Here is a 20,395-nt window from a genome sequence, read left to right as displayed (position 1 = left end):
GAAATATTTCATATACTATGATATCAATTAATGATCAATAATAAGGATAAATAATATATAATAAGGATGAATAAGATGATTGGACGTTGTACCCATGTTGTTGATTGTCGTGAAACAATGGGCCTTGGTGAAGGTGGAGGAATAGCTCAAAGAGGAACTTTTGCAGAATGTGGAAGTGATGTTCTTGCAGTAGCTATGTCTCCTGGAAGAAGGCATATCACAAAACCTGTTTGTGAAATAACCTTTGCACTTCGCGAAGCTAATGTTTTAACTAGTACAATGATACTTAATGCTGGTGCAGGTACTCCATCTGATGCTCCAGGTGCAAGTGGGGGATTTGGTTTAACTGATAAAGAAGTTGATCAAATGTCACAATTCAGGTTACTGGTCATTCATCTTGGAGGAGTTAAAAATCATATTATTTACAAGGCGAGGTTAATACTTCGTAATGTCAATTGTCCTTGTGTTATTATTTGTGAATATCCTGTCGATTTTGAAGATTTTGCTAAAATTGGTGTTAAAACCTCTCGTGTCATGCCTGATGAGGCTAATGAAGGAGTTAAAACTAAGGGTAAAATTCTTGATATTGTTAGTGGTGTTATTAGGGGAGAAACATGTTCCCAAGAAAAATTAGATGAGATTATTAGAAAAGTTAAGTTAGCATTAGGAGGTGCATGATTTATGGCACAATATTATCCAGGAACTTCTCAGGTAGCTCAAAATAGAAGAAATTTTTCTGACCCTGATTATGAGTTAGAAAAACTAAGAGAAATATCTGATGAAGGCGTAGTAAAAGTATTAGGTCACAGAGCTCCAGGTGAAGAATATAAAAGTGTTCACCCACCATTAGATGAAATGGATGAGCCTGAGGACATTATTAGAGAATTAGTAGAACCAATCGATGGTGCAAAAGCTGGGGACAGAGTTAGATATATTCAATTTGTAGACTCAATGTATTTTGCTCCTGCTCAACCTTATTTAAGATCTAGATCTTACTTAAACAGATACAGAGGAGTAGATGCAGGTACTTTGTCTGGAAGACAAATTATCGAAGCAAGAGAAAGAGATCTCGAAAAAATATCAAAAGAATTATTAGAAACCGAATACTTTGATCCAGCAAGATCTGGAATCAGAGGTAAATCTGTTCATGGTCACTCTTTAAGACTCGATGAAGATGGTGTAATGTTTGATATGTTAAGAAGACAATTATTAAACAAAGAAACTGGAAAAATCGAAATGGTAAAGGACCAAATTGGTAAAGAACTTGATGAACCTGTTGTACTCGGTGAGCCATTAGATGAAGAAACTTTAATGAAGAAGACCACTATTTACAGAGTAGATGGTGAAGCTTATAAGGACGATAAAGACGCTGTAGAAATATTACAAAGAATACACGTCTCAAGATCCGAAGGTGGATTCTGTCCAGAATAAGGAGAGGAGATTAATATGGCTGATAAAAAGTTTATCGAAGCATTAAATAAAAAATTCAAAGAAGATCCTGAAGAAAAAACCACTACTTTTTATAATTTAGGTGGATGGAAACAATCTGAAAGGAAAACTGAATTTGCTAACGCAGGTAAAGAAATTGCCGAAAAAAGAGGTATTCCTCAATATAACCCAGATGTAGGTTCTCCATTAGGACAAAGAGCATTAATGCCTTACCAAGTATCTACAACTGACACTTATGTTGAAGGGGATGATTTCCATTTTGTCAATAATGCTGCTATCCAACAAATGTGGGATGACATCAGAAGAACTGTTATTGTAGGATTAAATACTGCACATAATGTTCTTGAAAAAAGATTAGGTATGGAAGTTACTCCTGAAACAATTACTGAATATTTAGAGACTGTTAACCACGCTATGCCTGGTGCTGCTGTTGTACAAGAGCACATGGTTGAAACTAACCCATCACTCGTAGCTGACAGTTATGTAAAAGTATTCACTGGTGATGATGAATTAGCTGATGAAATTGACAGTGCATTTGTTTTAGACATTAACAAAGAGTTCCCAGAAGACCAAGCTGAAGCTTTAAAAGCTGAAGTTGGTGATAAAGTATGGCAAGCTGTAAGAATTCCAACTATTGTTGGAAGAGTTTGTGATGGTGGTACTACCTCCAGATGGTCTGCTATGCAAATTGGTATGTCAATGATTTCTGCTTATAATCAATGTGCTGGTGAAGGAGCTACTGGTGACTTCGCTTACGCATCTAAACATGCAGAAGTTATACATATGGGTACTTACTTACCAGTTAGAAGAGCAAGAGCAGAAAATGAACCTGGTGGAATTGCATTTGGTTTCTTAGCTGATATGGTTCAATCTACAAGAGTTAACCCTGAAGATCCAGTTAGATCTGCTTTAGATGTAGTAGCTGCTGGAGCTGCTTTATACGACCAAATTTGGTTAGGTTCTTACATGTCTGGTGGTGTTGGATTTACCCAATACGCATCTGCAGCTTACACTGACAATATTCTTGACGATTTCTTATATTATGGTAAAGAATATGTCGAAGACAAATTTGGAATATGTGAAGCTCCAAACAACATGGACACTGTTCTTGATGTAGGTTCTGAAGTAACTTTCTATGGATTAGAACAATACGAAGAATATCCTGCATTACTTGAAACCCAATTCGGTGGTTCTCAAAGAGCATCTGTTGTTTCAGCCGCTGCTGGTTGTGCAACAGCTTTCGCTACTGGAAATTCCCAAACTGGTTTAAGCGCATGGTATTTATCTATGTACTTACACAAAGAACAACACTCTAGATTAGGATTCTATGGTTACGATTTACAAGATCAATGTGGTGCATCCAACGTATTCTCTATAAGAAATGACGAAGGATTACCAGTTGAAATGAGAGGGCCAAACTATCCTAACTATGCAATGAATGTAGGACACCAAGGTGAATACGCAGGTATTTCTCAAGCTCCTCATTCAGCTCGTGGAGATGCATTTGCATTTAACCCATTGGTTAAAATTGCATTTGCTGATCAAAACTTAAGTTTCGACTTCTCCCAACCTCGTGCTGAAATTGCAAAAGGTGCATTAAGAGAATTTATGCCAGATGGTGAAAGATCTCTAATTATACCGGCTAAATAGGTGTTTTAACACCTATTATTTTTTATTTTTTTGTTAGTTGTTTAATTCATGATTTGAGAGAGTTAAGACATTAATTATCATTATTATCATTATTGTTTCATAAAATTGAAAAATTTAAAACTTATAAAATTAATCATAGTAAATTTTAATCTTAGTAAATTAATAATAATAGACAACTATTAACTAATAAAAAATATATATTTATTAAATAATCAATTTAATAAAAACTAAGGAGGAAAAGAAAATATGGACCCTATAACATTAGGTGTTGTTGCATTGATGGGTGCAGCTGCAACTATAGCTGGAACTTCTGAAGATTTAGAATCTGATGTTGGTTCCATGAGTAATCCAAACTCACAAGTTCAGCTAGCTCCTCAAATGGGACATTTACACCGATTTATTAATAAGGCTATTTCTGGTGAACCAGTTGCATATGGTGCTTGGTGTGGTATCGCAGGTTCTATAGCATTTGTTTTGATTTCACCAATGTTTAACTTTAATTTAATGCCTATTGTAGGAATTGCTATTGGTGCGACTATTGCTGCTTTAGTACATGTTGTATACTCAGTAACAGCGCATATGGGACGGATTGTAAGTCAATCTCAGTTTGAGCAGCCTTTATTTATGGATGCTTTAACCCAAGCTTTAGGACCTATTGCAGGTCATGGTTTTATAACTACCTTTTGTATTGTAAGTATATCCTACTTAATGACTATACCTCTTAATGGAACTCCATTACACGTTTTCCCATTACCGCTTCTCGCTGTTTTATGGGGAATAACTATTGGTGCTATTGGTTCTTCTACTGGGGATGTTGCTTATGGTGCAGAAAGAGAATACCAACAATATCCGTTTGGTGGAGGTATTCCTGTAGCTATTCATGGTGATATAGTAACTAAGTCTGAGCTCGGTGCAAGGAATTCTATTGATACTGTTAACTTTTGTGCGAAATTTGGTGGACCATTAACTGGTTTTTGTTTTGGTACTATTGTATTTTTAAGTTTCTGGATAACCGTAGTATTTGGGTTAGTCGGAGGATTAATTGCAGGTTTGATTATAGTTATTCTTCTTATCATTATGAATGAAAGACTTGAAAACTTTGCCAGAACTAGGTATGGACCATATAAGGAAGATTAAGGAGGTTTCATTTATGGATCCAATAAGTTTAATATTATTTATAACAGTTGGAGGAATCCTCATTGGTGGGGGTGTACACTTCATACCAGTAGGAGGAGCTCCTGCAGCTATGGCAACAGCTACTGGTGTAGGAACTGGTACAGCAATGCTCGCAGCAGGTGCTGGGTTAACTGGTTTAATCACTGCAGCAGCTATGACTGGTCAGCCATGGTATATCATTGCAATTGCTGGTGCAGTAGGTGCAATGATGATGATTGGAATAACTATGTTAATTGCAAACATAATTTATATTTTCGGTGTTGGTGTTGTACCTTCTTCTGCTAAAGTTGAAGTTGACCCAATAACTGGTAGAAATCAAGAAAAATATGTTACTTCTGGTACTGAAGGACATGGTATTCCTACTGTTTGTTTTGTAAGTGGTATCATCGGGGGTTTACTCGGTGGTGCTGGTGGTGGACTTGTTTACTATGGTATTAATATTGCAATGACTGAAGGAAGTTTTGTAACTGATCCTGCTATAACTGCAGGTTTAGCTGCTATTCTTGCAGTTGGTGTATTCTTTATAAATTCAGTAATTGCTTCTTATAATATTGGTGGTACTATTGAAGGTTTCCACGACCCTAAATTTAAAAGAATTGGCACTGGTATACTTGCTTGTGCTATTGCTTCTATTATAATGAGTGTATTTGCTATTGTTTTAACTGGGGGTGTTGCATAATGTCAGCAGCTGGTGGAGGACCATCTGGTGGTGCAATTGGTCCTGAAAAATTGCTTATTTTAGGAATAGTTGGAGGCCTTGTTGGAATTTATTTAGTTCAATTTAATCCAGTTTTTGGCCCTGTTTTAGCAGCTCTTGGTGGAGTTTGTGCTATAGTATGGGGTGCAGATGCTATTCGTAGAGTTGCAAGTTACGGTTTAGGTACTGGTGTACCTTCTATCGGATATATGTCTCTTTCAATAGGTATTATCGGTGCTTTAGCTGGTATTGCTTTAGTGTCTCTTTCTTTTGTTAGTGGACTTGGAATTTTAGGACCAATCATTGCTTTAATTCTTTCAATGGTTTTAGGTCTTATTATTGGTGTAATAGCAAAGAAGATTGTTGGAATGAAAATACCAGTACTTGAAAGATGTACTGCTGAAATTTCAGGTGCTGCTGGTTTGTCTGTTTTAGCATTCTCTGCAACTCTTGCAGGAACCTATAATATTGATGGAATTCTTACTTCTGTTGTAGCTCCTGGATTTATTGCTTTATTCTTTATAATGAATACTATGGCTATACAACATCCATTTAATGCATGTTTAGGTCCTAATGAGAATCAAATTAGAACTCTTAAATTAGCTGCATCTACAGCATTTTTAGCTATGTTTATTACTGGAATTTTAACTATTATTAACCCTGTTCCTAATATGTGGATGGGAATTCCTGTATGGGTAGCTGTAATTATTGTTGCTGCAATTGGTTGGATAATATCTATCAGAGCATACATTAAAGCATCATTCAATGAAGCTGCATCTGTCAAATGGTCTGGATTATGGCCTAAAGTTGAAGAACAATAGGGGGAGAAAATATGGAAATGTTACCTTTAATTAAAATTGTTCCTGAGTACAGCTTAACTCTCGATCCCTCTACTGGGATAGTTGGGGCTGCTTTAGGAAGAGAAGTTTTAGTACTCTCTATGGATGATATAAACAATGAAATAACTGATTTAGAGGCTGCAGCAGACGATTTAATGAATTCACTAGATCCAAATACTGTTTCTCGAGGATCCTATCCTGGAAGAGAAGGTGCCTATGCTACTGCAGGTATGCTTACAAACATGGTGTATGGATTCTTAATAGCATTATTTGTTTTAATAGCTGCAATTCCTCTACTCGTTAATCTGGGGGTTTTATAATGGTAGATAAAAAATCACCTGCAGAAGGATGGCCAATAATCAATGGAGATTATATTGCTGGAGACCCTGAAAGTCCTGTTGCTGTTACAACTTTAGGTTCTCACAATGAAGATGTTCCTGCTAACGCTGGTGCAGCTATTGCTGGACCTTGTAAAACAGAGAATCTCGGTATTGAAAAAGTTGTAGCTAATATAATATCAAACCCTAACATTAGATTTTTAATATTATGTGGGTCTGAAGTTCAAGGGCATATTACTGGTCAAAGTTTTGAAGCATTGCATCAAAATGGTGTAGACCCAGAGAAAAGAAGTATAATGGGTGCTACTGGAGCTATTCCTTATGTTGAAAACATTCCTGATGAGGGAATTGAAAGATTCCAATCTCAACTTGAAATTGTCAACATGATTGATGTGGAAGATGCTGGTGCAATTGAAGCTAAAGTTAAAGAATGTATTGAAAAAGATCCTGGTGCTTTCGAAGAGGATGCTTATGTAATTTCTCTTGATGATAGTGGAGATGAAGAGGATGAGGGTGAAGAAGTTCGCCCAGTTGCTCCTGAAACTGCTTTAATTGAGGCAAGGATGAGAAATATTCAAACTCAAATTAAAATGATTGGTGCTGTACAAAGAAATTTTGCTGGTAATTATTCTGGTAAAGTTCAAGGTATTATGATAGGACTAATCTTTACTTTGGTAGTTGGATGTTTATTCCTAGGATTTATATAAGGAGGTTTAATTATGGTTAAGTTATCTAACAAACCAAACGTCCGTGGTATTAAAAATGTATCTGAAGATATACAATACAGATCTCAATTAATTGGAAGAGAAGGAAGATTATTCGCAGGATTAATTTCAACAAGATTTACTGGGATTGGCTTGGGAATAGCTATTGCTTTTTTATTAGTCGTAGTAATCCCATATATAGCGAATTTGTTCTAAGAGGTGTTATGAATGTCTGAAGAAAATACAATACCTCGAGTACTTGTCTCTGCTGATGATTATAATAAATCTAATGAGAAGTTAGATGAAATTGAAGAAAAAGTTGAGTTTACTCTTGGTGAATACTACCAAAGATTAGGTCAACAAACTGGTAGAGATGTTGGTATTTTATATGGTATAATAATAGGTCTTATAATAATGGTTGTAGTTATAAAATATAATCTTTTACCATTACTATTAGGCGCATTACTCTAAGGATGGAGGATTATAAATGTTTAGGTTTGATAAAGAACAAGAAGTATTGGATATAGCTGGTGTCAATATTGGAGGCCAGCCAGGAGAATATCCTACTGTTTTAGCAGGTACCATCTTTTATGGTGGACACAATATTATTAGTGATGAAAAAGCAGGTGTCTTTGATAAAGATGCTGCAGAAGAAAGAATTAAAACTATGGAAGAAATGATGGATGTCACTGGAAATCCTTGTTTAGTACAAGTTTTCGGACAAACTGAAGAGGCTTTAGTTAAGTACTTAGAGTTTGTCGGAGACATTTCTGACTCTCCTTTCCTTATAGATTCTACTTCTGGTGAAGCAAGAATGGCTGGAGCAAAATATGCTACTGAAGCTGGATTATCTGAAAGAGCTATTTACAATTCAATCAATATGGCTGCAGAAGCTGAAGAGATTGAAGCTGTAAAAGAATCTGATATTTCTGCTTCTATTGTATTAGGTTTTAACCCAATGAATGCTACTGTTGAAGGTAAAATTGGTATTTGGGAAGATGGTGATGGTACTATCGATCAAGGTTTATTAGAAATGTCTGAATCCTGTGGGATTACTAAACCTTTAATGGATACTGCTGTTACTCCTCTTGGTCAAGGTGCTGGAGTTGCTGCAAGAACTTCTTTTGCTGTAAAAAGTAAATGGGGATTACCTGTAGGTTCTGGTATTCACAATGTGCCTTCTGCATGGGATTGGTTAAGAGAATACAAAAAAGAACATAAAGAAGCATGGCCTGTTTGTGATATTGGTTCTAACATTGTTCAGCAAATGGTAGGTGGAGACTTTGTTCTCTTTGGTCCTATTGAAAATGCTAAGATTGCTTTCCCTGCATGTGCAATGGCTGACATATTTATAGCTGAAGCTGCTAAAGATATGGGAACTGAACCTGTAGAAAACCATCCAATAAACAAAATGTTATAAGAATAGTCTATTTATAGTTTATTCTTTAACAAAACAATATATAGGGTTAGATGATTATCATCTAATCTATTTTTTCTTTTTTTATTATTTTTAGTTTTAATAACCTTTTATTTTATAATAATTTTATTTTATAATATTTTTTATTTTTAATATCTTTTTATAAAATTTCTTTATATAACTTTAATATTATTTTATAATTGACTTTTTTTACACTTTCAATAACTTTATATGGTTGAAGATGTATATTGATTGTATTTAGGGTTAAATATATGAGGATGTTCTGATATTTATTTGTTTTTAATGTATATGGGGAAAATTGGATGTTTGAGATTATATTGATGTGTATTTTGCTTGTGGTGTCTTTATTAATTGTTATAAAGGCAGCAGACTTGTTTGTAGATCACATTGTTGAGATAGGGACTGCTTTGGGTGTTTCTCAGATTCTTCTTGGTGTGACTGCTGCTGCAATTGGAACTTCTCTTCCAGAGTTTGGATCTGCACTAATTGCTTCTTTAGGAGGTAATGGTGATATGGGTGTAGGTGTTGTTATAGGTTCTAATATATGGAATGTTGCTGGAATTCTTGGTATAACTGCTACTGTTACTGGTTTAGTACAGGCTGATAAAAAATCTATTAATCGGGATGGACTTATGGCTATAGTAACTGGGCTTGTATTGTTAGCCTTTATGTTGTTTGGATACTTTACTGGTCAACTTTTCATATCTGGTTTTGGTTCTGTAGTGATGATTATTTTTTATATTTATTATATGAGAATTCTTGTAAAGGATCAAGAAAAAGCTCAAAAATATAAGGTTAAAAAATTACCTAATAGTGAAGAAGATATTATAAAGTCTAAAGGTATTGAAAAGATTGATGATATTTCTAATAAAACTTTAAAAAAGAGAAAATCAATTAAGAAAAAAAGCATTTTATTTACAATATTAGGTATTATTGGTTTAGCTATAGGTTGTCAATTGTTAATTACAAGCGCTAGTTCTCTAGCATCTACTTTTGGAATACCTCCTGCTATTATGGGTTTGTTCACTCTGTCTATTGGTACTAGTATTCCTGAATTGGTTGTTACTTTGTCTTCTGCTATTAAAGGATTGCATGATTTGTCTATGGGAACTGTTTTTGGAAGTGTAACTTTTAATATTCTAATTGGTATAGGTATTCCTGCATTATTAGTAGCTATTCCAATTGATTATTTATCTCTTTATTTTGATGCTCCAGTAATGATAGGTGTGACTGCTGGAACATTACTTTTGATGAAGTTTAATGGGAATAAATTAAATAGACTTTCTGGTATTGTTCTCATGATAGTTTATGTATTATATGCTTTTTTAAGAATATTTGTGTTAGGTTAGGAAATTAGAAATAAATGGAGAATTTGTATGTATAGTAAAGTTTTAGTTCCAATAATGGGTAATTATACTAAAGAATTAGTAGATAGTACCCTTGATTTAATTGGGGATAGGGAAGTTGAGATTATAGGTTTATATGTTGTTGATGATTCTGTTCCTTTTTTAACTCCTAAAAAAATAAAGGAAGCTATGGTTGTTGAGCTCAATTCCAAAGGAAAAATATTTTTAGAGGAATTTGAACAGTTATTGGATTTGGATAATAATAAAAATATATCTATTATAAAAAAATTATCTAAAGGTAAACCTGCAGAGGTAATTGTTAAAGCAGCTGAAGATAATTGTGTTGATGTTATTGTTATGGGTACTGGAAAGAGTATAGTTGATAAACATCTTTTAGGAAGTGTTTCTGAGGAAGTTGTCCATTTTGCCCCATGTACAATACATTTAGTAAGAACAATTGAAAATGATAGTTGTAAATTGGATTAATATCTAATTTATCATTTAATTTATTATTTAATTTATTTTTAATTTTAAATTATAATTTAAAATTATAGTTTGTAGTTTTTATTTTTCTTTTTTATTTTTAGCTTTTATTTTATAACTTTTAATAATTCTTAATATTTTAATAATTCTTAAAAAATTTTAAAAATCTTTATAAACTTTACTTTTAATATATAAAAATAGTATATATTTATATTATTAATTTAATTATTATATTAATAATCATTAATTATTAATTTAATTTAAATGCTTTTGAGTGGGCATTATAAAATAAAAGGATGTTTTGAGGGAAAAATATATGTCTTTTATAAGTAAAATTTTTGGTTTAGGTTCTAAACCTGTAATAGCTAAAAGTAAATTTAAAAAATTTGAATCTTTAAAATCATCTCCTTTTTCAGCTAAAACTGCAGGGTCTGGTTATAAAATGAGGCCTGATGAATATTATATCACAGCCTCTGTTGAACTTGGGAATACAACTACAAAGTGTATCATTTGTGCAACTAATTTAAATACAAGTGAAAGCTATCTTTTAAGTAAAGTTGTTAATATGACAAGAGATATTAGACCACCAAAACCAAAAGAAGAAGTTTTTGGTAAAACTGTGTGGGGTATTGAACTTTCAAAAGAATCTGTATCTGAGCTAGTTCGTGATACTGTTATTGAAGCTGCAAAGGAAGCTCATATTGATATTGAAAATGATTTAGATTTTGTAGTCCGTTCAACTGGTGTAACAGCAGGTTTTGCAACTCCTGAAGAGAGTGGAAAACTTATAATTGCTCTAGCTAATGGATGTTTAGATGCAGGGGTTGCTCCAAGAAAAATGGCTCCAGCTATGTCTATTGATAATTTTCCAGATAGATTAAAAGATTATACTCTTCTTGATAAAGTAATGTTTGACGGTGCTGTTGTTAGTGTTCTTCCACCTAAAGGAGAAGAAGTTGTGTCTAATGAAATGGAAGGTGAACTTGTTACAGCTGGTATAAAACTTGGAGCTAAATGGACGAAGGTTGATTATAGAAATCCTTGTGTTTCTATTGATTTTGGATCAACCTTAGCTGGTAGGGTAGTTAATGATGATGAACCTTATGCACATACTGTTGGGAATTTTTTAGGTCTTGCAGGAGTTATAGCTGATTCACTTGTTCGTGGAACTGATAAGGTGGATAAGAAGGGTGGAGCTGCAATTGATTTATATTCTAAAGATATACTTAAAAAAGCTGATTGGAAACGTGCTAAAGTTAATGCAGAAAAAGTTCATGAAATTATTGATATTAGAAAGGTTCCAATGGATAGGAATAGGTTTGGAACTGTTCCTGTTAAACCAGAAGCTGCTCAAAAGGCAGGGACTTGTTTGATTGGTTGTGATGTTGGTGAAAATGGTGATAGAATTCCTGATTTAATCTCATTAGGAGAAGAACTTTATAAAAATGATGGTTTACCTACATTGTTTGCTACTATGGATCATGTAAGTGCAATTATTGTTAAAAGGCTTTTGGATGTTGCATTTGATGAAAATATTATAATTCCTGGATCTGCTTTGGGAATAACTGGTAGAGCAGGGATTACTGGTAAGAAACCTGAATTAATACTTGAATATACTAAAGACAACTTTAAGGATTGTGTGTTTGTTTCAGATGGTCTAGCTTTAGGTTCTGCTATAATGGCTAGATGTATGAATTCAATGGGAACTATGAACGTTCCTGTTGGTGGAAAACAAGGAAGGCCATGTATTTTAGCAGCTAGAAAGAAATTACAAGAAAAAAAATAGATATTTCTTTAATAATTCACTTATTATTTTATTTAGGAGATACACATGATAATAGCTGTTTTGATGGCTGGAGGTAAGGGAAAAAGGATGAATATAAACACTGAAAAACCTCTCTTTAAACTTTTTGATAAGTATCTGATTGATCATGTTTTAGATAATTTAAAAGAATCTAAATATATTGATAAGATTTTTATAGCTGTAAGCCCTCATACTCCTGAAACTAAAAAATATATCTCTAAAAAGTTTTTTAATTCTGAAAAATTTTTTAATTCTGAAAAGTTTTTTAATTATTTAGAAACTCCTGGAAATGGTTATGTTGAAGATCTATCATTTATATTATCTCATTTTGAAAAAAAATCTTCTGATGACATATTATTATTTATAAATACTGATCTACCTTTTGTTTCTACAAATATTATTGATTATATTCTAGAAAAGTATATGGAAAATGATGTTGATGCAATGTCTGTTTTGGTTCCTATTTCAATTTTTGAGGAGTATGGAATTAAACCTTCTTTAGTATTTGATAATTTAGTTCCTTCTGGTTTAAATATCTTATTAAGTAGAAATGAAGTACAAAATGAGGAAAAATTAATTATTCCTCAAATTGAGTTAGCTCTAAATATAAACACTACTGATGATGCTAAATTAGCTTACTTATTATCTGAAAGTAATCAAATACATGATGTATAGTTAATAAAATAATTAATAGATAACATATAAGAATACATAATAAATATATAAAACTATTTCTAAAACAAAAAATAAAAATATGACTAAAACTTTTAAAAACAAATCTAAATATGATAGTTACGTTGGATATAATCTAAAAAATAAAAACAATAAATAAAATCACTAACACATTTTACCTTACACTAACAAAAAAAAGATATAAAATAAATATAAAAATATTAAAAAATAGTTTTACACTTTAAAAAACATTTCTTGCAGCTACAAGACTAAAAATTTCAATTGTAAAAAATAATATATCTCGGAAAAAATACTAAGCCTATCAAATTTATGTATAGAATTAATTTTAGTTTTATTAAGTAATAGGTTTTAAACAATCACATAATGTATAATCAGAATTAACAAAAATTAAATTTCGAATTTTATGCCCTAAATCATGAGCATCTAAACAAATCTGCCAATCAGGAGGATGAATATTATTATTTATTAAAATTGTTTTAATATTGTCATAATTAGATGTATATTCATTTATTAATTTTCCAATAACTTGCTCACATTCATCTTTAACAATTTCTGACCAATAAGGCGATCAATTTTTAGAGAATATATCCTCTGATTTATTGTACTAAGGATTCCATTTAAAAATGTACCCTATACATACATTAGTATCAAAGAAAAATGTCATGATATTTACCTTTTTTAGGATTCATAGCATCATAATCATATGCTACTAATTTTTGTTTTTTATAATCATATCTATGTTTCCAATAATTAGTATTAATTTAATATATTTCATAGTTATCACATTTTTTTAAATAATGACTTTTTTCTAAATTATTATTTCCATGTTTTTTTTATAAGTATTGTAATATTTAGTATAAAACTCATATAATAAAACCCATATAATGAAATCTAAATTATAATAAGACCTATAAACTATATAAACTATAGAGAACATAATAAGTTTATGGTGAAATAATGGAAAATAAAAACATCCCTAAAAAAGAAGAGAAACTATGGAGTGAAGTTAAAGGATATCAGGTAGCTACTAATAATGCTCGTATTCTTGGTTCTCTCGATGAACTTGTCATTAATGAAAAAAGTGGTAAAATTGTGGATATAGCAATTAAAGTTGAACAAGGTAGAAACATTCATGTTAAAGGCTCTAAAAGAAATGGAGATTTATTATTAGTTCCTTTTGCTAAAGTTGAAAAAGTAGGGGAATTTATAATAGTTACAGAATAGTGTTTAATTTTAAATTTTTTACATTTTTAAATTCTTTATATTCTTTTTTTAAATTCTTAGTATGATTATATAATTATAACTTACAATTTATTAGTTATTATAGTTATAACTTATTAGTTATTAATTATAATTAGCTATTCAGACTATTATTTACTTCTTCAAGAAAGTTTAATAATTCATCTGTATTTTTATTATTATTTAATCAGAAAATTAAACCAGATGCCTATAAAGAAATTAAAAAATTATTCCCTTATAATGAAAATGAAAAACATAAAGTAGTTGAATGGGCAGATAAACATGAAAAAATGTTTGTTGGTCCAAAAGATAATAAATATGGGGAAGAATCAAACTTTATTAGAAAAAAACTTCCTGGCTGGTATAAATATCATACTAATCGTGAAATTTCTGGAGATTTAGAGCTTATTATTCATGCCAAGGCTTATAATCTTGTTTTAGTTACTTTAGAAGGTTGGAATTGTGATAAAAGCAAACAAAAATCTCTTAAAATACCTAATGTGTGTAGATTATTAGGGGCTTATTGTAGGAATGGAAAAGAAAGTACATTTGAAATAAACCCTGTTACAGGTCCTTTCCAGTGTATTGATTTTACTGAACTGTTTAGGAGAGAACAACTATATAAATAATAATAACACTCAAAAAAACAGATAGACTTTGAAGGGTTTTAAACCCTTAAACTTAAAATTAGTACTATTTTTTTATGAATTTACTTTTTTCAATAGCTATATATTGTTATAACTTTGTTCTTTTTTAATAGTTTGATTGTTTCAGATTATGAATTTACATTAGCTAATAAAAAATTTCTAAGATTTTTTTATATTTGGGGTTTGGTTTATTTTTTAGGTAAAATTAATTAAATAGGATTTATTTTTAGTTTAAGTCCTTATTTTTCCTTTAATAAGGGGGGGGGGGGGGTGAAGGTTGTTTTTTTCTATTTTCATCGAACTGCTCTGGATTTTTTGTTTAGGGGTTAAATTTATATACTATAAATAATTATAATTACACTAATAGTATAAAAAGTGAGTGTTCTTTATATTTTTTAAATAAAATTTCATAATTTAATAATTTAATAATTTAATAAATTTCATAAATTTTATTAAATATTTAAAAAGTGAGCATTTGCTTATAAGATTTTCACTTTATAATCCAATTAATAATAATTAGTAATAATCGATTGAAATAAGGAAAATAAGGATGTATATGATGAATTTAATGATAAATAGTAAGCTTGTTGGTAACTCTAATTTTAAGTCAAATAAATTTATTATAAAGCTAATTAAGTTTAGTTTCTTGGTTTTATTAGTATTTTTAGCTGGATTCATGTTTGTTAGTAGTGTTTCTGCTGCTGATGTTGATTCTAATGTCACTGTGCCTAGCTTTTATGATGATCGTGTTAATGAAATTAGTGGTGTTGTTTTTAATACAACGGATAATACTACTATTTCTGGTGCTAACGTTAGTGTTAATGTGCATTCTGCTCAAAGGGGTGATTTTGGTACTAATACAACTACTACTGATGATAGTGGAAAATGGATTGTAGGCTTTTTTGTTCCTAAGTATGACTATGGTGATCTTGATATTTCTATAAATGTTACTTATGATGGTAGTACTTATAATATTGGTAAATCAGGTACGTGTTATATTGCCTCTGCTCAGACTATTGTTTTAAATAATGGAGATGATCTTCAAGCAAAATTAACTGAGATAGATGGAACTACCGATGGAGTTTATCGTAGAAATACTGTGACTGTTATCTTAAATTCTGGTTTTTATGATTTTAATGATAGCTATATTCATATTAATTCTGGTAAGTATAGTAACTCTTATGTTGCTAATGCTTCTGATGTCATTTTAAATATGAGTACTAATATTCGAGCTATCCACTATGTAGGTGGTTCCCCTAGTACGATTTTTACAGGTGTTATTATATATGGTAATAACTATAAACTTGGTTTCGATGGTACTTATTCTGGTCCTACTCCCTATTTTAGTTTTACTAACTGTACTGTGTATAATATTTCTAATCTCGGAATACCTGCTAGGAATGGAGGTACTAATTATTTAATTAATTGTAGTTTTTATAATACTGTTATCACAACACCTCTTGTTTTTATGTATCAGGATTCTACTGGTTATATTAGTGTTGATAATTCAGTATTTAATAATTCTCAGTTTAGTGTGTCTTATTTGAAAGGTATAACTGTTACTAATTCTAATCTTTCTAATGTTAATACTTTATTTAATGTTGCAAGAAATGCTTTTGGTTCTGGTTTAATAGTTTCTTTTACTTTGACTCTTACTAATTGTTCTTTTAATGATATTGGGACTTTTACAATTGTTAATGGAGCTAAATTGGGTCGTCTTGTTCCTTATTTTACTAATTTGACTTTTTCCAATGTGACTAATGGTATGGTTTTTATAAAAACTAATAATGATAATAGCTTTGTTATTAATTCTACATCAGGTTATAGTTATTTTGGTAATAATGTTAGTGGTATTTGGAATGTTTATGTTTTTAATCGTGATGTTAATCTTACTATTAGTAATGTTTCTTCTTATGATGGTGTTCTTGTTGTTCTTAATGCCAGTAATATCATGATTATAGATAGCTATTTTGTGAATAATTATAGGGCTATACTAGTTGAAAGTGGATGTACTATAGGTAGTATTGTGAATTCATCATTCATTAATAATGGAGCTAGTAATGTTAGTGTTGATAGTACTGATGGTGGTGATGGTAGAGCTATTTATTTTAATAGTAGTGTTAATAATGGCTTTAGTATAATTGGTTGTAATTTTATTAATACTACTACTACTACTGGTTCTAGTGGTGGTGCAATCTATTTCAATAAAGATTTACTTGGTAATTTTAGTATAAATAGTTCTAATTTTATTAATAATAGTGCTATTACTGGTGGTGCAATTGCTTTTGTTGGAAGTGTTATTACTGTTAATATTAATGGTTCTGCTTTCATTAATAATACAGCTACTATTGGTGGTGCAATCTACTTTAATAGTAGTAATGTTACTTTGATTTATAATCGTTTTTATAATAATAATGCTACTACTGGTACAGCTATTTATTATACTGGTTCTGGTAACTTAAATGCTAATCTTAACTGGTGGGGTAATATAACTTCTCCTTCTGATTATATTTATGTAAATGGTAGTGAGGGTATTCTTATTCTTGATAACTATGTTATTGTAGGTATTGTTTATCAGCCTTTTGGTAATTTTTATTATAATATTAGCTTAAATGATTCTTCTGATTTTAATCCAGCTTTACTTCCTTACTTTGAATTATTGCAATCTAATGACATTGAAAATATAAGTTATGATGCTCGTGTAAACAGGGCTACTCGTTCATCTCCATTTGAGGATCAAACTTTTAGTGTTGATGATTATGTTTATACTTATGATAGTGTAATTTCTTATAGTGATTTGTATGTGAATTCTTCAAGTACTGATCTTAATCCAGATGGTAGTAGCTGGGAAAAGGCATTTTCAAATCTTTCAGATGCATTAGATCTTGTATTTGTTGGTAATTTAACTAATGTGACAATTCATATAGCTGGAGCAGATGGTGGGGCTGTTAATTATACTGGATTGGGTAATACTGGTTTAACTTTAAATGATAGCTTTGATGGCATTATTATTATTGGTGAGTTTGGAAATCCAGTGTTTAATGCAGAAGGTTCTGGAGGAATATTTAATATATCAGCAGCTAATCTCACTTTAATTAATCTAATTTTTACTCGTGGTGTTGATTCTGTTTATAATAATGGTTTTAATCTTAGTGTGATTAATTGTAGTTTCATTAATAATACTAGAGCTATTTATAATAATGGCAGCGGTCTTGTTGTAAATGGTTCTAATTTTGTTAATAACACAGCTATTGATGGTGGTGCTATTTATAATACTGGTGGTTATTTGACTGTGAGTGGTTCTAATTTCACTAGTAATAATGCTGCTAATGGTCGTGGCGGTGCTATTTATAATACTGGTGCTAATATGACTATTAGTAATTCTATTTTTACTACTAATAGAGCTAATAATGCTACTAATGGTCCGGGTGGTGCTATTTATAATACTGGTGGTTATTTGACTGTGAGTGGTTGTAATTTCACTAGTAATAATGCTACTAATGGTAGTGGTGGTGCTATTTATAATTCTGGTGCTAATATGACTATTAGTAATTCTATTTTTACTACTAATAGAGCTAATAATGCTACTAATGGTCTTGGAGGTGCTATTTATAATACTGGTACTTCTTTGAATGTGAGTGATTCTAAATTCACTAATAATATAGCTAATAAAAGTGGTGGTGCTATTTATAATACTGGTGGTTATTTGAGTGTGAGTGGTTCTGATTTTACTAGTAATACAGCTAATATTTTTGGTGGTGCTATTTATAACTATATTAGTAGTGGTGGTTCTAATGTGATTGGTTCTAATTTCACTAGTAATAGAGCTAATAGTAGTGGTGGTGCTATTTATAACTATAATACTGGTTCTTTTAATGTGATTGGTTCTAATTTCATTAGTAATAGAGCTAATAATGGTAGTGGTGGTGCTATTTGTAATAATTATACTACTGGTTCTTTTAATGTGAATGGTTGTAATTTCACTAATAATAATGCTACTAATGGTAGTGGCGGTGCTATTCATAATAATCGTAGTTATTTGAGTGTGAGTGGTTCTATCTTCACTAATAACGCAGCTAACAGGGTGATGTATGATTTTGAACTTAGTGGTGCTGGTGGTGCTATTTGTAATGCTGGTAATTATTCGAATGTGACTGATTCTAGTTTTGCTAATAACAAAGCTACTACTGGTGGTGCTATTTATAATTCTCGTGATGTTAATAATACTGTGAGTGGTTGTAATTTCACTGGTAATACAGCTGTTAAGATTAGTGGTGAGGGCAGTGGTGATGGTGGTGCTATTTCCAATAATAATGGTGTTAATTTGACTGTGCTTAATTCTGTTTTTATTAGTAACTCAGCTAATGGAAGTGGTGGTGCTATCTTTAACTTTGATGCTGTTAATGTGAGTGTGAGTAATTCTAATTTTACTGGTAATACAGCTACTAGTTTTAGTGGTGCTATCAACAATGGTAATGGTGGAAATTTTAATGTGACTGGTTGTAATTTCACTAATAACAAAGCTGGTGATAGGGGCGGTGCTATCTTTAATAACGATTGGACGATGTATGTGTTTAATTCTACTTTCACTGGTAATAATGCTACTGTTGGTGGTGGTGCTATCTATAATCATGATTCTGCTCCATATTTGAATGTGAGTAGTTGTAATTTCACTAATAACAAAGCTAATGATGGCGGTGCTATTTTAAATTATCTTTCTACTAATATGAGTGTGAGTGGTTGTAATTTCGTTAATAACACAGCTATTCGTGGCGGTAGTGTCAATATTAATGGTGGTACTGTTGTTTTAAATTATAATCGTTTTTATAATAATAATGCTAGTCAAGGTTCAAGTGTTTTTTATAATAGTATTTCAGGTTCAAGTTTAAATGCTAATCTCAATTGGTGGGGTAATGTATCTACAGAATCTCCTTATGCATATGTTTATGTAGATGGTAGTTCTGGTTCACTTGTTTTTGCTAATCATGTTATTGTAGGTATTGTTCATCAGCCTTCTAATTTTTATTATAATATTAGCTTAAATGATTCATCTGCTTTTAATCCAGCTTTACTTCCTTACTTTGAATTAGTACAATCTAGCTACATTGAAAATATAAGTTATGATGCTCGTGTAAATAAGACTGGTAGCTTGTTTCCTTTTAATCAAAATTTCATTGTTGATGATTATGTTTGTACTTATGCAGTTCCTTATAATGATTTGTATGTGAATTCTTCAAATAATAATCCTGATTCAGATGGTAGTAGCTGGGAAAAGGCATTTTCAAATCTTTCAGCTGCATTAAATCTCATAAGTATGTGGAATTTTTCTAATGTAACAATTCATATAGCTGGAGCAGATGGAGGAGCTGTTGATTATACTGGAATTGGGGTTAATACTGGTTTCACTTTAAATAATAGCTTTGATAGGCTTATTATTATTGGTGAGTTTGGAAATCCAGTGTTTAATGCAGGAGGTTCTGGAAGAATATTTACTATATCAGCAACTAATGTTACATTAATTAATCTAAATATTACTAGTTCTGCTGGACCTATCTATAGTACTGGTGCTAATCTTAGTATAATTAATTGTAGTTTCATTAATAATACTGGTAATTCTATTCAAAATACTGGGGCTGGTCTTATTGTGAATGGCTCTAATTTTATAGGTACTGGTGCAACTATTAATAGTAATAATTTTTTATTTGTATTATTCTTATTTTATAAATAATAATCAAAATTGTATATCTGGATCTGGCTTTAATGTGTATTATTCTTATTTTATAAATAATACTGTGACAGCTATAAATTCAGATTATAACTTTAATTTGTATTATTCTCATTTTATAAATAATAAAATACGCCTATCCGTTTTGCTGTAACTTACTATTACTA

At 31.0% G+C, this 20,395-nt stretch carries 18 protein-coding genes; all 18 read left to right on the top strand.

Features of this window, described 5'->3' with window-relative positions; all coding sequences use genetic code 11:
* Positions 1 to 75: 75 nt before the first annotated feature.
* The 18 genes from mcrC (at position 76) to MBBAR_RS01715 (ending at position 20,231) form a co-directional block, all read left to right on the top strand.
* Complete coding sequence (gene mcrC, locus MBBAR_RS01800) at positions 76 to 678, top strand: methyl-coenzyme M reductase I operon protein C (RefSeq protein ID WP_080459574.1); 603 nt, start codon at positions 76 to 78, stop codon at positions 676 to 678.
* Between the two features lie 3 nt (positions 679 to 681).
* On the top strand, positions 682 to 1,431 hold the full coding sequence (mcrG, locus tag MBBAR_RS01795; RefSeq protein WP_080459573.1) for a coenzyme-B sulfoethylthiotransferase subunit gamma: 750 nt from the start codon (positions 682 to 684) through the stop codon (positions 1,429 to 1,431).
* Positions 1,432 to 1,446: 15 nt separating this feature from the next.
* Positions 1,447 to 3,099, top strand: coding sequence for a coenzyme-B sulfoethylthiotransferase subunit alpha (gene mcrA, locus MBBAR_RS01790; RefSeq protein ID WP_080459572.1), 1,653 nt, complete (start codon positions 1,447 to 1,449; stop codon positions 3,097 to 3,099).
* Between the two features lie 246 nt (positions 3,100 to 3,345).
* Positions 3,346 to 4,236: a tetrahydromethanopterin S-methyltransferase subunit E gene (gene mtrE / locus MBBAR_RS01785; RefSeq protein WP_080459571.1), complete on the top strand. Its 891-nt coding sequence runs from the start codon at positions 3,346 to 3,348 to the stop codon at positions 4,234 to 4,236.
* A 13-nt stretch (positions 4,237 to 4,249) separates the two neighbouring features.
* On the top strand, positions 4,250 to 4,954 hold the full coding sequence (gene mtrD / locus MBBAR_RS01780; RefSeq protein WP_054834879.1) for a tetrahydromethanopterin S-methyltransferase subunit D: 705 nt from the start codon (positions 4,250 to 4,252) through the stop codon (positions 4,952 to 4,954).
* A complete protein-coding gene (gene mtrC / locus MBBAR_RS01775; RefSeq protein WP_080459570.1) occupies positions 4,954 to 5,793 on the top strand; it encodes a tetrahydromethanopterin S-methyltransferase subunit MtrC in 840 nt (279 codons plus the stop codon). Before mtrD ends, mtrC begins: the two co-directional genes overlap by 1 nt.
* An 11-nt stretch (positions 5,794 to 5,804) precedes the next feature.
* Entirely contained in the window at positions 5,805 to 6,131 is a 327-nt protein-coding gene (locus tag MBBAR_RS01770; RefSeq protein ID WP_080459569.1) for a tetrahydromethanopterin S-methyltransferase subunit B, read from the top strand.
* Entirely contained in the window at positions 6,131 to 6,856 is a 726-nt protein-coding gene (gene mtrA, locus MBBAR_RS01765; RefSeq protein WP_080459568.1) for a tetrahydromethanopterin S-methyltransferase subunit A, read from the top strand. The genes MBBAR_RS01770 and mtrA overlap by 1 nt, the downstream gene beginning before the upstream one ends.
* Before the next feature lie 12 nt (positions 6,857 to 6,868).
* The gene (locus MBBAR_RS01760) at positions 6,869 to 7,069 is read left to right on the top strand and encodes a tetrahydromethanopterin S-methyltransferase subunit F (RefSeq protein WP_042703053.1); all 201 of its coding nucleotides are present in this window, start codon (positions 6,869 to 6,871) and stop codon (positions 7,067 to 7,069) included.
* A 12-nt stretch (positions 7,070 to 7,081) separates the two neighbouring features.
* A complete protein-coding gene (mtrG, locus tag MBBAR_RS01755; protein WP_080459567.1) occupies positions 7,082 to 7,324 on the top strand; it encodes a tetrahydromethanopterin S-methyltransferase subunit MtrG in 243 nt (80 codons plus the stop codon).
* Positions 7,325 to 7,340: 16 nt separating this feature from the next.
* Positions 7,341 to 8,273: a tetrahydromethanopterin S-methyltransferase subunit H gene (mtrH, locus tag MBBAR_RS01750; RefSeq protein ID WP_080459566.1), complete on the top strand. Its 933-nt coding sequence runs from the start codon at positions 7,341 to 7,343 to the stop codon at positions 8,271 to 8,273.
* A 320-nt stretch (positions 8,274 to 8,593) separates the two neighbouring features.
* The gene (locus MBBAR_RS01745) at positions 8,594 to 9,640 is read left to right on the top strand and encodes a calcium/sodium antiporter (protein WP_080459565.1); all 1,047 of its coding nucleotides are present in this window, start codon (positions 8,594 to 8,596) and stop codon (positions 9,638 to 9,640) included.
* Between the two features lie 27 nt (positions 9,641 to 9,667).
* Complete coding sequence (locus tag MBBAR_RS01740) at positions 9,668 to 10,123, top strand: universal stress protein (protein WP_080459564.1); 456 nt, start codon at positions 9,668 to 9,670, stop codon at positions 10,121 to 10,123.
* 313 nt (positions 10,124 to 10,436) lie between these two features.
* Positions 10,437 to 11,906, top strand: a complete 1,470-nt coding sequence (locus tag MBBAR_RS01735) for a methanogenesis marker 14 protein (protein WP_080459563.1) — start codon at positions 10,437 to 10,439, stop codon at positions 11,904 to 11,906.
* Between the two features lie 45 nt (positions 11,907 to 11,951).
* The gene (locus MBBAR_RS01730) at positions 11,952 to 12,599 is read left to right on the top strand and encodes an NTP transferase domain-containing protein (RefSeq protein ID WP_080459562.1); all 648 of its coding nucleotides are present in this window, start codon (positions 11,952 to 11,954) and stop codon (positions 12,597 to 12,599) included.
* A 975-nt stretch (positions 12,600 to 13,574) separates the two neighbouring features.
* On the top strand, positions 13,575 to 13,841 hold the full coding sequence (locus MBBAR_RS01725; RefSeq protein ID WP_080459561.1) for a PRC-barrel domain-containing protein: 267 nt from the start codon (positions 13,575 to 13,577) through the stop codon (positions 13,839 to 13,841).
* Positions 13,842 to 14,050: 209 nt separating this feature from the next.
* Entirely contained in the window at positions 14,051 to 14,485 is a 435-nt protein-coding gene (locus MBBAR_RS01720; RefSeq protein WP_346218167.1) for a DUF4411 family protein, read from the top strand.
* 577 nt (positions 14,486 to 15,062) lie between these two features.
* Positions 15,063 to 20,231, top strand: a complete 5,169-nt coding sequence (locus MBBAR_RS01715; RefSeq protein WP_080459559.1) for a beta strand repeat-containing protein — start codon at positions 15,063 to 15,065, stop codon at positions 20,229 to 20,231.
* The last annotated feature ends 164 nt before the right edge of the window (positions 20,232 to 20,395 follow it).

This window comes from Methanobrevibacter arboriphilus JCM 13429 = DSM 1125 (assembly GCF_002072215.1).
Lineage (GTDB): Archaea > Methanobacteriota > Methanobacteria > Methanobacteriales > Methanobacteriaceae > Methanobinarius > Methanobinarius arboriphilicus.
The sequence above is the reverse complement of the archived record's forward strand: the minus strand, read 5'-3'. Positions and strand labels throughout refer to the sequence as shown.